At 40.8% G+C, this 15,014-nt stretch carries 16 protein-coding genes; 11 read left to right on the plus strand and 5 right to left on the minus strand.

Features of this window, described 5'->3' with window-relative positions; all coding sequences use genetic code 11:
• Positions 1-94: 94 nt before the first annotated feature.
• From MKX74_RS09530 to MKX74_RS09540, 3 genes are all read left to right on the plus strand, one after another.
• Positions 95-1,078 carry an ROK family protein gene (locus tag MKX74_RS09530; protein ID WP_341178206.1) on the plus strand — a complete coding sequence of 328 codons (984 nt, stop codon included), beginning with the start codon at positions 95-97 and terminating at the stop codon, positions 1,076-1,078.
• Between the two features lie 186 nt (positions 1,079-1,264).
• Positions 1,265-1,675 (plus strand): hypothetical protein, encoded by a 411-nt coding sequence (locus tag MKX74_RS09535; RefSeq protein WP_341178207.1) that lies wholly within the window; start codon positions 1,265-1,267, stop codon positions 1,673-1,675.
• 169 nt (positions 1,676-1,844) lie between these two features.
• Complete coding sequence (locus MKX74_RS09540; protein ID WP_341178208.1) at positions 1,845-2,813, plus strand: polysaccharide deacetylase family protein; 969 nt, start codon at positions 1,845-1,847, stop codon at positions 2,811-2,813.
• An 83-nt stretch (positions 2,814-2,896) separates the two neighbouring features.
• Here the strand turns inward: MKX74_RS09540 and MKX74_RS09545 are convergent, their stop codons facing one another.
• Both MKX74_RS09545 and MKX74_RS09550 read right to left on the minus strand, forming a co-directional pair.
• Positions 2,897-3,343, minus strand: coding sequence for a GreA/GreB family elongation factor (locus MKX74_RS09545; protein ID WP_341178209.1), 447 nt, complete (start codon positions 3,341-3,343; stop codon positions 2,897-2,899).
• Positions 3,344-3,557: 214 nt separating this feature from the next.
• Positions 3,558-3,743, minus strand: coding sequence for a sporulation protein Cse60 (locus tag MKX74_RS09550; RefSeq protein ID WP_028591637.1), 186 nt, complete (start codon positions 3,741-3,743; stop codon positions 3,558-3,560).
• 371 nt (positions 3,744-4,114) lie between these two features.
• On the opposite strand from MKX74_RS09550, the gene MKX74_RS09555 reads away from it, so the two are divergent.
• A complete protein-coding gene (locus tag MKX74_RS09555; RefSeq protein WP_341178210.1) occupies positions 4,115-4,861 on the plus strand; it encodes an amidohydrolase family protein in 747 nt (248 codons plus the stop codon).
• A 170-nt stretch (positions 4,862-5,031) separates the two neighbouring features.
• Here the strand turns inward: MKX74_RS09555 and MKX74_RS09560 are convergent, their stop codons facing one another.
• Positions 5,032-5,913 carry an SDR family oxidoreductase gene (locus MKX74_RS09560; RefSeq protein ID WP_341178211.1) on the minus strand — a complete coding sequence of 294 codons (882 nt, stop codon included), beginning with the start codon at positions 5,911-5,913 and terminating at the stop codon, positions 5,032-5,034.
• A 316-nt stretch (positions 5,914-6,229) separates the two neighbouring features.
• A complete protein-coding gene (locus tag MKX74_RS09565) occupies positions 6,230-6,550 on the minus strand; it encodes a winged helix-turn-helix transcriptional regulator (protein ID WP_036632296.1) in 321 nt (106 codons plus the stop codon).
• A gap of 374 nt (positions 6,551-6,924) precedes the next feature.
• Here MKX74_RS09565 and MKX74_RS09570 point away from each other — a divergent pair, with 374 nt between their 5' ends.
• Both MKX74_RS09570 and MKX74_RS09575 read left to right on the plus strand, forming a co-directional pair.
• Positions 6,925-8,757: a UbiD family decarboxylase gene (locus MKX74_RS09570; RefSeq protein ID WP_341180547.1), complete on the plus strand. Its 1,833-nt coding sequence runs from the start codon at positions 6,925-6,927 to the stop codon at positions 8,755-8,757.
• Positions 8,758-9,559: 802 nt separating this feature from the next.
• The gene (locus tag MKX74_RS09575) at positions 9,560-9,709 is read left to right on the plus strand and encodes a hypothetical protein (protein ID WP_341178212.1); all 150 of its coding nucleotides are present in this window, start codon (positions 9,560-9,562) and stop codon (positions 9,707-9,709) included.
• 147 nt (positions 9,710-9,856) lie between these two features.
• Here MKX74_RS09575 and MKX74_RS09580 read toward each other — a convergent pair whose 3' ends face one another.
• Positions 9,857-10,768: a LysR family transcriptional regulator gene (locus MKX74_RS09580; protein WP_341178213.1), complete on the minus strand. Its 912-nt coding sequence runs from the start codon at positions 10,766-10,768 to the stop codon at positions 9,857-9,859.
• Between the two features lie 350 nt (positions 10,769-11,118).
• Between MKX74_RS09580 and MKX74_RS09585 the strand changes: the two genes are divergently transcribed.
• From MKX74_RS09585 to MKX74_RS09605, 5 genes are all read left to right on the plus strand, one after another.
• The gene (locus MKX74_RS09585) at positions 11,119-11,871 is read left to right on the plus strand and encodes an MBL fold metallo-hydrolase (RefSeq protein ID WP_341178214.1); all 753 of its coding nucleotides are present in this window, start codon (positions 11,119-11,121) and stop codon (positions 11,869-11,871) included.
• A 55-nt stretch (positions 11,872-11,926) separates the two neighbouring features.
• Complete coding sequence (locus tag MKX74_RS09590) at positions 11,927-12,406, plus strand: GNAT family N-acetyltransferase (RefSeq protein WP_341178215.1); 480 nt, start codon at positions 11,927-11,929, stop codon at positions 12,404-12,406.
• 53 nt (positions 12,407-12,459) lie between these two features.
• Positions 12,460-13,176, plus strand: coding sequence for an MFS transporter (locus tag MKX74_RS09595; RefSeq protein ID WP_341178216.1), 717 nt, complete (start codon positions 12,460-12,462; stop codon positions 13,174-13,176).
• Positions 13,148-13,660 (plus strand): MFS transporter, encoded by a 513-nt coding sequence (locus MKX74_RS09600; RefSeq protein ID WP_341180548.1) that lies wholly within the window; start codon positions 13,148-13,150, stop codon positions 13,658-13,660. Before MKX74_RS09595 ends, MKX74_RS09600 begins: the two co-directional genes overlap by 29 nt.
• A 104-nt stretch (positions 13,661-13,764) precedes the next feature.
• Positions 13,765-14,721, plus strand: coding sequence for an IS30 family transposase (locus MKX74_RS09605; RefSeq protein WP_028591466.1), 957 nt, complete (start codon positions 13,765-13,767; stop codon positions 14,719-14,721).
• Positions 14,722-15,014: the final 293 nt, after the last annotated feature.

Consider the following 15,014-nt stretch of genomic DNA (forward strand, 5'->3'; position numbering starts at 1 on the left):
TGATTATCGAATACGTATTGGGGAGTGCTAACTGCTATACTAAAAGCTAGTTACAATTTCCCAAAGAATACATCCTTAAAAAGGAGATTCATCCATGAATCATTCACCTGGTTATATGATTGGCATCGATCTCGGAGGAACCAATATCAAAGCAGCTATTTTAGATGGAAGCTTGAGTGTTTTATCAGAGCGAAGTGACCCAACACATGCATCAGAAGGTCCTGATTATGTTATTACAGCTATTAAAAATATAATCCGTGAGCTCATGCAGCTTCATCAAATAACGGACGAGCAAGTATTGTGTATGGGATTAGGAATCCCGGGATTGCTGAATCCCACGGAAGGGCTATCTATTTTCTCACCGAACTTTCCAGGATGGGAGAATATTAACGTAGTTCAAGAGATGAGAAAGGACTTCTCATTCCCGGTATTTATCGATAACGATGTCCGGGTGAATCTTTATGGAGAGTGGCATTTTGGAGCAGGAAAGGGCTTGAATAATATCGTACTGGTCACCATTGGAACCGGCTTGGGGTCTGGGGTTGTAGTCGATGGAAGAGTTCTATATGGAACTACTTCGAGCATTGGCGAAATTGGACATATGAATATGTTCCGGGAAGGTCGTCCATGCAGATGTGGGAGTTCAGGTTGTCTGGGAAGATATGTGTCTGCTATAGGGATGGTACGTACTTGTATTGAGAAACTGGAACGCGGAGAGCATAGCATGATCCAGACCTGGGTGGAAGGTGATCTGAGCCGGATTACTGCAAAAATGATCTCGGATGCCTATGATCTGAACGACCCGATAGCGATTCAGGTTATGCATGAGACAGGGGAGATCCTCGGATTCGGTCTTGCGAATGTCATTAATCTGTTTAATCCAGAGTTAATTATCATCGGTGGAGGAGTGTCAGCGGCCGGAGACCGGCTGTTACATACTGTACGAGAGACCATCCAGGCTCATGCACTTCAATTGTCGTCACATGCATGTCGTGTCGTCACTGCACAGCTTGGTGGGCGAGCAGGTATGATCGGTGCGGCGGCTTATGCAACGAGCCAGATCAGTCAGATAAATTAGATGAATTAGATAAATTAGATGAATTAGATAAATTAGATAAATTAGATGAATTAGATGAATTAGATGAACTAGATTTAAAGAGCCTCATTCACACTGCCAGGGTCAGACCCGCAATGAGTATGAGGCTTTTTTGCCGACCACGTATATGAATTGTCATAAATACGGTGCCATTTGTATGAAAATGGGATGATGGCTGATCCTGATAGCATAACCATTAGTAAGGATCAGGCAAGTATATTTATGGTCGTTTATCTTGGGCAAGGCAATGAGGCTATCTACCGTTATGCGCTTCAAGATGCCAAGGATGATGAGCTGTTCATTCGTGCTGAAGAAATCTTGCAATACTCCCTATTAAATAATGGCGATATCATGCTAATGGGTAGAGTAGATGGAACCAGAGGGCTGTTCCTGTATGATTCCAGTAATAATGAGCTGCATGTCACCTACCTGAGAAATGACACACTCCAGTCAGATACGATCATCTATCGCAACGTTCAGGATTTCTACCAATTGACCTGGTTGGAGGATAGTCTATTTGTCGCTGGAAGCACCCGAGACACAAGTGAAATCTATCGTTTTACATTTAAAGTGTGGTAGGAAAATTACTGTATGAAAGCTTTGTGCTTTTGTACAGTTTTTTTATGATTTCACAACACCGTGACAACGCTGTAACAACACCGTTACAAGTATGGGGAGGAAAGATACAACTCCTTGCTATAGTAGGACAAGACAGAAGGTCAATCCATTTATAGCGAGGTACACCTGAATGAAAAAGAATGCTGCATTGCAAATGAGACATGCCAAAGGAATGAAAAGATCTCAAAGAGTGAAAAGAAATCGACTAATCTTATTGCTTATAATCATCTTGATACTGGTATGTATAAGAGTATTAACGAGTAACGAGTCCTCCAAAAGCGAGCAAACCAAAGAGTTTGCCCTGATTCCAGCAGAACAGCTGTCCGGGGAGTATATAAATCCTGAAGGGCCGATTCTTTTAAATAGTAATGAAATCGTTCCTCTTCAGAAGGATCCTCTGGCTGAGGATGTTGCATTTGTGGAGAAATATCTAGATCAGCAAATGCTTGGAGTCATGCCGGATGGAGCGAATGGGGAAAGAGTTGCCTATTTATCCTTTGATGATGGGCCTTCCACGACAGTGACCCCGCTAATCCTGGATATTTTGAAGAAAGAAGATGTGCGAGCTACTTTTTTTGTATTAGGAAAAGCGGTAGATAAAAATGAAGATACTAAAAATCTAGTCAGAAGAATAGCCGCAGAAGGACATGCGATAGGCAATCATACATATTCACATGATTATGACTATTTATATCCTGGCGGAAAGGTTAATGCAGATCATTTTATGAAAGAAATTAATAAAACGAAGGACTCTTTGAAGATGGTTCTCGGACAGGATTTCTCAACACGGGCTGTTCGATTTCCTGGAGGACATATGACCTGGCAGCACAAAGACCCTTCCGGTATATCGGTATTGGACAATATGCTGCAGGCTGATGGCTATCATCAAGTAGATTGGAATACATTGCCGAGAGATGCTGAGGGGGCGTCCAAGAAAGCAGAAGCTTTAGTAGAAGAGTTCAAAAAAAGTGTGGCTGGCAGGGAAAAAGCAGTAATCTTGATGCACGACACCTATGGTAAAGAAGAGACGGCAAAGGCTCTCCCAGAAATCCTGAGATATTTGAAGGATCATGGTTTTACATTTAAAACTATGAGGTAGTGATGAGAAGCAAGGTAGTGGGTTTGCGTCATTAGGAGAACCCCTCGTCTATCTAGACGAAGGGTTCTATTTAGCTGATCACATTACTCCAGGCTTCCATGGTTGTAATATTGAATATTCTCTACCTGAACGGGTACAGTTCCTGAAGGGATTTCCAGCTCATACACTTCATTTTTTTGTGCCATCAGCAAATGTAAGCCTATAGGAGAAAGAAACGATATGAGATTTTTGTCCGGATCTGCAAGGGAAGGAAAGACAAGGACAAAGGACTCACTTGTACCATCATCCAGATATTGTATAGTGACTTTGCTTCCAATCAATACGAATGTATTCAAATTACGATCCGTAAAGTTCTGAACAATGCCTTCAATAATGGACGTATATTTTGTTAGTGTATTTTCCACTAACTTTCGTTGTCTATTGGGAGTTGGGAAGTACTCATCCATAAAGGTAGACAAACCTTCATCCAGATACACTAATTGGTCAATGAGTTGTACTCTTGAACCTTCCAGCAACAAACTATGGTTCATAATAGATACGCTCCCCCTGAAAGATAAGTGGATTGGATAAATAGCTCATGTTAAACCCTCCGTATTTCTTTTGTTATAGAGAAACTAAGTTAGATCTCGTGATCCCCTCCTTAATAGTATTCCTATAAGAGGACATACAACTAAGACACTTCGCCTCACTGACGAAATGTGATCATTCACTTCTTATTCGATTGCTATACTCATCGTCAAACCATCAGATTTTTTTGTAGACTACTAAAATGGCTGATCTGTTATGTTTACAGCCTTGGGCATCCAGCACAGTGTGAGTATCGTATAGCACCTCTATGAATTGTTCCTCATGAAGCTCAGCAAGGAAATTATTTGCTTCTTTTTCGGCATAAGAAATATCAGTGCTTATGAATTCTTTAACCTGGATCACAGCATTCACCTCCCTACAATGTAGTGCTAGTAAGAAACCTTTATAGGTATCCATGAAGCATAGCATAATAAAAGTTTTTGTCTAAACATTAAATGTAATATATTGAATAAAATTTATTTTGGATACCATTTATGCAAATGTATGGTCAGTTAGTCGTGGAAGCTACGTTTGCCTGACTTAAAATTTAGAGCATTGTATCTCAAGCGTGAATGTTGGAGTTTTCCATTGCAAGAATGCTATGTTAAGATAGGTGTAATAATGAAATTAGGTTTCAATAGATGAAACTTAATTTGTTTTTAGCTATTACCAAAAAATTCGGGGAGTAAAGAAGCAAGGGAGCAGGAAGAAGGAAGAAGGGAGATTTTAACGTCATGCGAGCCATATTTGATGCTCATTTACACATTATTGACCCACGCTTTCCATTAATCGAGAATCAAGGGTTTGTGCCTGATGCGTTCACCTGCACAGATTACCTGAAGCAAGTCCAGAATGTAGAGGTTAGAGGCGGGGCCGTCGTATCTGGTTCATTTCAAGGCTTTGATCAGACTTATTTGATCGATTCATTGCAAAAGCTCGGACAACATTTTGTTGGTGTAACTCAATTACGATACGACACGTCAGACGAAGAAATTATAAGGCTTCATGGGCATGGTGTAAGAGCCATTCGGTTCAATGTCAGGCGCGGAGGTTCAGAGGACATCTCTCGTTTGGACTACTTTGCAAGAAGAGTCTATGAGGTAGCAGGATGGCACGCGGAATTATACATTGACTCTACTTCCTTACCGGACATCGCATCCGTATTAGAGCATCTTCCAGCCGTCTCGGTAGACCATTTGGGTTTATCAAAGGAAGGATTTCATCATCTCCTATCCTTAGTCGATAAAGGGGTTAGGGTTAAAGCAACCGGCTTTGGCAGGGTTGAGCTTGATGTAGCAGAGGCGATCCGTTCCATTTGCTCAGTGAATTCTGAGGCTCTTATGTTTGGCACGGATTTACCATCCACGAGAGCAAAGAGGCCTTATCATCCTTCTGATATTGAACTGATTTATAATACGCTAGGTGAAGAACAGACGGAAAAGGTTCTATATAAAAATGCAATGAATTGGTATGTAAAGTGAAGCTGGCAGCTTAGCAGTGGTTGACAAAGCACTTCACATGCAGCGGCTCTATGCTGTTATGAGATCTGGTAAAGGTGCTAGTGTGATTGTGCAAAAAAACAAGTAAGAAAAGATAGCAATCTATCTTTTCTTACTTGTTTTACTTCATTTTATAGCTGATAACTCAAGTATTATGCTTTAATCATCGTCTGACGAATCCACTCTGTCAGTGTAGTTAACTGAAGGATGGCTTTAAGGCGCTCATCAACCTCTTGATACAATGGAAGATGATCGGTATGATCATAAATCCACTGGTACACTCCCTTCAGACCGCTTGCTGTCTCTTCCCCTAGAAATGGACGAATGCCCGCTTCGAAGCTGTCAAAAGGCAAGGGAACGAAGCTTACATTCTCACCCAAGGCATCACTGAATGCTTCAGCTAACTGTGAACCCGTGAGAGCCTCTGGCCCTGGTGCCGGAATCGTACTTCCTGCAAGCTCAGGGTGCTGTAGAGCATAGTAATGATACTGGGCCGCATCATCAATGCTGATCCACGAGATCGGTCTATCTGCAGGTACAGGATACGATAGTACCCCATTGTTCAGTGTTCCTGGAATCAAGAAGTTCTCCATGTAAATAATCGGTTCTACAATAATAAAGGGCAGGCCGCTCTGTTGTACTTCAGCAATGATCTCGCGTTTAATTTCAAGTCCTGCTGCTTCGGTGACGACGTCAGGGACATAAATACTCGTGTTGACAACGAACAATTTCACGTTTGCCCGCAGGGCTGCGTCGATAGCATTTTTGGTATACTGTCTTAATTTGTCCTGGTTGAATTCAACAGGGAGGTTCAAGAACACGCGGTCGACACCTTCATGTGCTTGATGAAGCAGCTCGGCATCAGCCAGATCTCCAATACAAGCTTGGATTCCTTGGTCGGCCAATGCCTTTGCAGTCTCTTCGTTACGAGTTAAGGTCCGAACCTCATGCCCAGCTTGAACGAGTAATTTGGCAACAGCCCCTCCTTGTGTACCAGATGCCCCATATACTAAATATTGCTCCGTATTATTCATGATTATGAACACTACCTTTCCATTAAGAGTTTTGGATACTGATTGAATACGAAAAGGTACTCAACTTGTGGTCATAGATTAACATCCTGGACTCTGCAATGTAAGTACGCACATTCTTGATATGAAGTATCCTCGGGGATACTACGGGGCAGGGGAGAGCTGATAAAGTGGCTTTAGACAAGGGAGGAGCTGCAGGATCTACACAATGACGAATAAGCTAAGTCAAGATATATTCATCTTGGACTTAGCCGGGAGTAAAGCTCTGGGCATGGAGAGTAGGAGCCTCCGTACAGGATGTTAGAGGGATTAATCCTACTTAATTCATATGATGTAATCCCCAGTCCTCTAAATGTGTAAGTATTGTAGCAAGACTTTTACCTTTATCGGAAAGTGAATATTCGACCTTGGGTGGCACTACAGGATAAGTAACGCGGTTAAGCAGGCCCGATTCCTCTAGCTCTCTTAACTGTCGTGTTAATGTTCGATGGGTTATGGGCGCAAGCATCTTTTGCAGTTCATTGAAGCGAATGGTTGAATGCGTCATTAGCCGATATAATATTAAAAGCTTCCATTTTCCGCCGATCAGACTCACAGCAAACTCTACAGGACAACGATCATTAATGCTGACAGACTCCAAGTCTCTACCTCCCTCCATGAATGTTGATTATCTGTAATCTTGAATAAGATTCATGACATAAGCTACTTTTTTCATGTAAGTATACCATTTCATAATCATCATTTGCCATTGGATAGCTTTGTACTGTACCATTCTCATTGGACTCAAGTCATCACATTGCGGGAGATGACTGCCTCTCTTGACCTAAAAGAACTTCTTCCATGTCTAATGAGAGCCTCTTCTAGGCGAGAACATGGGTTATGTAAGTAGTGACTAGGTTGAGATATTATTCACATATAAGTACTATAGAGGAAGGGTAAAATAAAATGTTTATTTTCCTGCAATAGATTTTGCTAATGGCATATAGGGGTAGCTCATGAAAGGAGTGTCTTACAATCTATACATCACTAGAGGCATGCATAAAGGACTTGGAACAAAATGGGCATCTCATTCGCATACGAGAAGAAGTCGACCCACTGCTTGAAATGTCGGCCATTCACCTGCGAGTGTTTGAAGCGGGAGGTCCCGCCCTTTTATTCGAGAATATCAAGGGATCGCGTTATAAGGCGGTATCTAACCTGTTCGGCACAATGGAGCGGGGCAAATTTATTTTTAGGGATACCTGGGAATCAACACAGAATATCATTGCCTTGCGCAATGATCCGATGAAGGCTTTAAAGACCCCATTTCGGCATATTTCCGATGCTACGTCGGCCATTAAAGCTCTACCACTCAAGCAAGGAAACGTCCTATCAGGCTTCAAAGAAATCCAAATAACCGACCTTCCGTTGATTAAGCATTGGCCGATGGATGGCGGGGCTTTCATTACGTTGCCGCAAGTATATAGTGAGGACCCTGACAAGCAAGGAATTATGCAAGCTAATCTGGGAATGTACCGTGTACAGCTCACAGGCAATGAATTTGAGACGAATAAGGAGCTCGGCCTGCATTATCAAATTCACCGGGGCATTGGAGTTCATCAGCATAAAGCCAATCGGAAAGGGGAGCCGCTTAAGGTAAGCATTTTCGTCGGCGGACCGCCCGCACATACCGTATCAGCTGTGATGCCGCTACCAGAGGGATTAAGCGAGATGCTGTTTGCCGGACTGTTAGCTGGCAAAAGATTCAGGTATGGGTATGATGAGGCTGGATTCTGTATTAGCAAGGATGCCGACTTTGTTATTACTGGAGAAATTCATCCAGGCGATACCAAGCCTGAGGGACCTTTTGGTGATCATCTGGGTTACTATAGCTTAACTCATCCATTTCCTATGATGCGCATCCGCAAAGTCTATGCAAAACAGAATGCAATCTGGCCCTTCACCGTCGTTGGCCGGCCACCGCAGGAAGACACCACGTTCGGAGCACTCATTCATGCGCTGACGGGTGGGGCCATCAAGCAGGAGATTCCAGGGGTAAAAGAAGTACATGCTGTTGATGCTGCGGGGGTACATCCACTGCTGCTTGCAGTTGGCTACGAACGCTATACACCGTACACCAAGGTAAAACAACCGGCAGAGCTACTCACAATCGCTAACCGGATTTTGGGTACCAACCAGCTGAGTCTTGCGAAATATTTGTTCATTGCAGCAGAGGAAGAACAGCCGCTCAGCACCCATAACATATCTGAGTTCTTCTCCTATGTGCTGGAGCGTATTGATTTGAAGCGAGATATTCATTTTCAGACCAACACAACCATCGATACATTAGATTACTCGGGTAACGGACTGAATCAAGGAAGTAAGGTAATACTCGCTGCTTGTGGTGACAAGAAGCGTGACCTGTGCACAGAAGTGCCGGAACAGCTTCAAGAGCTAAGGAATTACGTCAATCCGCGACTCATCCTTCCGGGTATGGTGGCGATCGAAGGGCCAGCGTTCAATACGTATGCAGATGCAGAGCAGCAGCTGGATGAGCTGACGAATGCTATTAGTGTACGTGGTGAGTTGTCCAGCTGTCCGCTAATCGTTCTATGCGACAGTAGCGCTTTTGTCACAGAGAAGCTTGATAATTTCCTGTGGACGACCTTCACCCGAAGTAACCCTTCACATGATGTCTATGGGGTGAACGCTGACAGTACATTTAAGCATTGGGGCTGCGACAATCTCATTATCGATGCCAGAACGAAGCCGCATCATGCCCCGCCACTTATTCCCGATCCAGCTGTTGAGAAGCGAGTTGATCCGATATTTGCTAAAGGTGGCAGCCTAAGCGGCGTATTGAAATAGTATTGTAAGTTTGCAACAAGTAAGTATCTATTAGGTTGTATCTATTATAACTATTACATGAAAAGCTCTGCTGGCTATGCTAGAAGAGCTTTTTTTGATTTGAGTACCTATAAATAATACATATGAGAACAAGAGTGCAATAATTAGGGATCGCTGATACAGACATGCCTAATGGTTACTATATTCATAATCAAACAGAGGATGTAAACTGTGCAGCATCTGTAATCAAACTAATGAGCATTAGAATAGTTGCCAGGTAGAAGGTATACACCATTAATCTTCCTCCCAAATTAGTGTGTTCGAATCAGTGTTCAAGGCTTTAGTAACCACAAAGAACCAAGAGTTGGGCTGGGAGACTATGCTAATCACTCGCAAGTGGACACCTATCGTGATCTGGGTAATGTGATGGGGAAATTTAGAAAAACATATGATATAGCGTTCAAGAAGAAAGCTGTGGATTTACACTTAAAAGACGGGATGGGTAGGCCACGAACGAGGCCCGAAGATCCAGAGGCAAAAATCAAACGGCTTGAAGCAGAAAATGAATTGCTAAAAAAGCTCTTAAAGATGTGAAAGGTGGAATGGATTCGGTACCTTGTAACAAAAGATTTGCAGTGATTGAGGAATTAACCAAGAGAGGATATAGCGTTCTCCAGTTATGGCAACTCGCTCAAGTCTCCAAGAGCGGATACTATAGGCGGATGAAAAGACAGCAATTCATTTCCTCCAAGCAGCGTGAAGACGAATAGATTAAGATGAGGATAACGGAGTGCTGTAAAGAAGTCAGAGGAATCTACGGCTATTGACGTGTCAAAGTATGATCGAGAAGAAATACAGACAAATCATTAACCACAAACGAATCCAACGCTTGATGAATGAGAGGGATTTCAAGCTGTCTATCCGCAAGAAAAAGCCTTATTACGGCAAAAAAGAAGCGTATATCAAAAATTAAACAACCTAGGCCCGTATGAATACCGGACTCAGGTTGCTTAATCTCCTTGACAGGGGTCAGTCCCACATATATGTTAATACATTTTTTATACTAAATATTTTAGCTGCTACTATGGAGGAGAAAATATAACTAAGCCCTCAGATTGCCTTAACAAATAATTTCCTCACATGGCCAGTCTCTTGTGTGTTTCAATGTAATATCGATAAACTTTGATAGAGCGGGGGAAATCCACTTGTTTTTATGATAAACAACTTGGGAGGAAATCTGTTTAAGACCATCTTCACATGGAATAACCTTTAACCTCCCATCCTTAATTTCATTATTTACAGTTACTAATGGTAAACAAGCAATACCCAGTCCACTCATTACGCAACGTTTTATCGCCTCAATACTCCAAAGTTCCATCGTATCAGAAAGCACGATTCCTCTTTTTCGAAGATATTCTTCAAACATGGTTCGATAACTACATTCTTTCTCATTCGTGATCAAACACTCGTTTAACTTTTGGTTTTCACAGCTTTGATCTAAAACATTCAGCGGGTTGTCAGAACTTCCAACAAGAACAATAGGCTCGTCCAGTAAAGCATGTACGATTAAATCTGAATCCTGAAACGTTGGCATCATAAGAAATGCAATATCTGCACTACCATTAAGTATTGCTCTCTTGTTATCTCCGCAAGTAGCGTTACTTAAAATGATGCTTACATGGGGAAACTTATTTCTATATTCTCTTAATATAGGTTCAAGTCGATAAACGGTTAAGGATTCAGGGGCAGCAATCCTTAACTCGCTTCTTATTTCATCACCATCATATACAATGCTTTCGATTTTCCCGTAAGTATCTAGAATTTCTTGAGTATAGTGCAATAATTTCTTGCCTATATCAGTCAATCTTATCTTTCGACCCATCCGGTCAAATAGAGGTGCACCCAAATGTTCCTCAAGTGCTTGAATATGAGAAGTCACCGTGGATTGAGTGTAACCTAAATGTTCTGCTGCTTGTGTAAAGCTACCCAATTGAATAACTTTTTTAAATGTAATAAAATGACGTATTTCCATCAGATTCACCAACTTTCAATTTAATCTCATTTCTATAGTATCAAAAAAATCAATGGATAACTTCTCAAAATTCAATTTTACTAATGATTAGTTTCGAGTTAATCTAAAGGAAATTTGAATACAGAAGGTTATTATGTGAAAACGATTCTATACGTTTTTATAACTAGAATTTATAGATTGAGATTCATATCTTGGATTTAACTGATGTATTTACAAGAATAACTGGTCAGGGAGGAGAAAAGATATGCCGGAAGTTAAAATCAAAAAAATCCTCTAAACTGGGATGTGTTAGTGTCAAAGCGTCAAGGTCTCAGTAGAGATTTACCAGAAGGACAAGATTTGCTGAAGTGGTGGCAAATACGGTGACGCTTATCTATGGTGAACAAGACGCAGTCCTCATTGATACATTTCTTACTATTCTTACTATTAAAGAAAATCAAGCATTGGTAGATTGGGTTGTCAAAAGTAGTAAAAACTTAGCCACAATCTATATCACTCATGGTCATGGTGATCATTTCTTTGGTATAAAGATGCTTTTAGATTTTTTTCCTGATGCAAGAGCGATAGCAACTCCAGGTGCTGTTAAAGCCATGCAAGAACAAATATCTCCTGAATCTTTCTGGCATAAACTTTTTCCTGGTGAGATACCTGAGGATTTAGTTGTCGCTCAGGAACTTGAAGGAAGTGAGTTCGAGCTAGAAGGACAAAAACTTATCATGGTGAATACTGGGTTTACTGATACTGGAGATACAACGTCTCTACATGTCCCATCAATTGATTTAATCGTTTCAGGGGATGCAACTTATAACGACATTCATCTTTACTTGGCCGAAACCACTAACGAAACTCGAATTGAGTGGATAGCTGTGCTCGACAAACTTGAGGTACTAAAACCACGTGCAGTGGTTGCTGGACATAAGAAACCCGAAAATGAAGATAATCCCAAAATTATCGCCGAGACACAAAATTACATCCGAGATTTTAACCGATTGAATGAAATAACGGAAACAGCACAGGAACTATACCATAAGATGTTAGAACTCTATCCAAATAGAGCTAATCTAGGTGCACTTTGGGGAGCAGCAAAAGCAGCGAAATCTTAATAAAAGGTATATATAATAGCATTCTTTTAATAAACACGGTTGGAGGAGTTAATAAATGATTACGGTTTACGATGATAGTTATAAAGAAGAAGTCATTAAATTAATATTGCATGTACAGAATGTCGAATATGAAGTGGGTATTAGTCTTAAAGAACAACCGGACATACTGGACATTCATTCAAATTATATAAAGGATGGCGGTAATTTTTGGATAGCGTTAAATGATAACGGTGAGGTCGTAGGTTCAATTGGTTTGCAAAAGAAAAATAAGGAGGTTGCTGTATTAAAGAAATTTTTTGTTTATAAAGACTATCGAGGCAAAGAATTTGGGACAGGAAAAAAGCTTTATGAAGCTCTGCTTGATTTTGCTAAGAAACAAGGTTTTTCTAAGATCATTTTAGATACCCCATCTAAGGCCACTAGGTCACACGGTTTCTATAAAAAGGTTGGATTTAAAGAGATTGATAAAGAGGATTTGCCAATTAAATATGATTATCCTGACCGCAATTCAATTATATTTCTATTAGAACTATAACAAAAGGAAAGAAGGTCTTATTTTTATGGAATAGTTAAACGGAGGGTTTGTCTTTGAAGAATAAGATTATATTGTTTTGTTTACTAAGCACTGTATTACTCGGAGTAATGAATAGTTTCTTTTTTAATTTAGCTCTCGTACCCATTGCGAAGGACTTACATATTTCTATATCTTTTAGTAGTTGGTTTATCCTAGGGTATTCAATTATGGTCACAGTAGGTTCAATAGTATACAGTAAGCTTGCTGAAAGCATTCAATTAAAAAAACTATATCTTTTTGCTTTAGTTATCTTTGTTCTCTTCTCTATTTTGGGCTTTTTTATGGATCATTTTTATCTACTTGTATTATGTAGAATTGCACAAGGAGTCGGAGGGGCAGCCTTTATTTCACTGACAATGGTTGCAATTATAGATGTACTTGATCGAGCATTATTACCGATAGGTCTTGCTTTTATAAGCTTTGCTATGGCTTTAGGATCAGGTTTAGGACCTTTACTGAGTGGTATTATTCTATCCACAACGGATTGGCACATGTTATTTTTATTTATGAGTTGTGCAATAATTTTTATACCGATTTTATATTTTACTTTTCCAGAAACTAACGTAGAAAATAAGACTCCATTTGATTGGTTTGGGACGTTTCATTTGTTATTATGTATTCTCTTTTTATTATGTGCCTTGAACATTAATTTTCTTTTTTATTGTTTTTTGTGGTGTATTTTTCCTATTATTTATTCGCCATATCAATACCGTTTCTCACCCAATTATTGATAAAAAAATATTCAATAATACAATTTTTGTTAGAATAACTAGTCTTAGTTTTTTGTTATTTTTTTTGCTGGGAGCAAATGTTTTTCTTCTCTCTTATATTTTTTCTTATACTTTTAATCCCATACAGTCTGGAATCCTATTTTTTATAAGTGCTTTAATAGGAGGGTTTGCAAGTATAGGGATTGGGAAGAATATGACTAATAAAAATGTGAAAAAATTCTATAGAATAGGATTATATATTTTTTTCATAGGTTATTTAATTAGTATTTTTAACTCAAAAATAGGCATAGTATACATTTTAACAAGTGTTTGTTGCTTCATTGCCTTTTCTGTTGTACAAGTTGCTTTAAATAATTTATTAGATTTGGAACTGAAAGAATCCAAGAAAATAAGTATTGGTGTGTATAATTTATGCAATTTTATCGGTATGAGTATTGGTGTAGCATTATTTAGTAAATTAGTTATTATATTTGACGGATTGTAATATGAAGTGCGACACCTACTGGAAATAAATATACCAAAGAGCCCATGGCCGGATTCGTGTAGAATGAAGGTTCCTACACCACATTCACACAAGGAGAATCCACCATGAGCTACACACATCTTAGCATAATCGAGCGAAGCAAGCTAGAAATCCTCCACCAGCAGGGGAAAAGTACCAGAGCGATTGCCAAGGAACTTGGCAGACATCATGCCACCATTGGCCGTGAACTCCGCCGAAATGCAGCAGAACACCCGTACTGCGCGGAGAACTCGCAAGAGGGCTATGTCCAGCGCCGTAAGGCGTCAGTTTCCGGAGGTAAGTGGAATCTAGAACTGGCGAGTCGCATCGAAGAAAAGCTTCAGGCGACCTGGTCTCCGGAGCAAACCGTAGAGCGATTGCGTCAGGAGGGTCAAGCGATGGTATGTTTTAAAACGATCTATCGCTGGCTGTATACAGGCCGTTTGGTAAAAGGCGTGCTTACGGTTTTACGGCACAAAGGTAAACGGCAGAGACCTGCAGAGACACGCGGCAAGTTCGCTGTGGGTAAGGCCATCTCTCAGCGTCCGAAAGTGGTTCGTTCCCGGGAGACCTTCGGCCATTGGGAGCTCGATACAGTCGTCTCAGGCCGTGGGAAAAGCAAGGGCTGCTTGGCCACGTTTATCGAACGCAAAACCCGCTTGTACACCGCCATTCGGATGCCAGACCGTACCGCGTTGTCCATGGAGATTGCCTTTGGTGTAGCGGCCTCACAGTATCCTACCCATGCATTTCAAACCGCTACCGCAGACCGTGGCAAGGAGTTTGCCTGTTACGCCAGCTTGGAAGCTACTCATGGCGTACAGGTGTATTTCGCAGATCCGTATTCCTCCTGGCAACGCGGCTCGAATGAGAATGCCAACGGCCTCTTGCGAGAGTTTTTCCCCAAGGGGACCGATTTCGCGCAAATCACGGATGAAGCTCTGGAAAACGCTCTGCACTTGATCAACCAAAGACCACGTAAATGTCTGGACTGGAGGACCGCTCACGAATCCTTTTCAGAGGAACTGTCGCACTTGGCTTGACAATCCGTCATTTAATATAAATATTTGTTTTATTTTTTTATTAGCGACAGTGATTACAAAAGGATTCATGTCAAACAATATTAATACAGCATAAGGATACTAGTACTGAGTGAAACTGAAGGGATTTTTCAGACAGATCGGTCATTGGCAGGTTAGTTAATCAGCTTTCCAACATACCCATTTATATTATTTCTCTGGATAGTAAAAAATTTGAATAGAGTCTTGCCAGGAGCTTGAGCTGGTAGGGCTCTTTTATTCACTAGGGGGATACAAAAGAGATTGTAGCATAATTC

It is taken from the genome of Paenibacillus sp. FSL K6-1230 (assembly GCF_038002385.1).
GTDB classification, from domain to species: domain Bacteria; phylum Bacillota; class Bacilli; order Paenibacillales; family Paenibacillaceae; genus Paenibacillus; species Paenibacillus massiliensis.

Coding starts and splice junctions, on each gene's coding strand:
- MKX74_RS09535 (WP_341178207.1), top strand. CDS start 1,265: ATGATGGCTGATCCTGATAGCATAACCATTAGTAAGGATCAGGCAAGT.
- MKX74_RS09605 (WP_028591466.1), top strand. CDS start 13,765: ATGAGCTACACACATCTTAGCATAATCGAGCGAAGCAAGCTAGAAATC.
- MKX74_RS09540 (WP_341178208.1), top strand. CDS start 1,845: ATGAAAAAGAATGCTGCATTGCAAATGAGACATGCCAAAGGAATGAAA.
- MKX74_RS09530 (WP_341178206.1), top strand. CDS start 95: ATGAATCATTCACCTGGTTATATGATTGGCATCGATCTCGGAGGAACC.
- MKX74_RS09590 (WP_341178215.1), top strand. CDS start 11,927: ATGATTACGGTTTACGATGATAGTTATAAAGAAGAAGTCATTAAATTA.
- MKX74_RS09545 (WP_341178209.1), bottom strand. CDS start 3,343: ATGAACCATAGTTTGTTGCTGGAAGGTTCAAGAGTACAACTCATTGAC.
- MKX74_RS09580 (WP_341178213.1), bottom strand. CDS start 10,768: ATGGAAATACGTCATTTTATTACATTTAAAAAAGTTATTCAATTGGGT.
- MKX74_RS09560 (WP_341178211.1), bottom strand. CDS start 5,913: ATGAATAATACGGAGCAATATTTAGTATATGGGGCATCTGGTACACAA.
- MKX74_RS09555 (WP_341178210.1), top strand. CDS start 4,115: ATGCGAGCCATATTTGATGCTCATTTACACATTATTGACCCACGCTTT.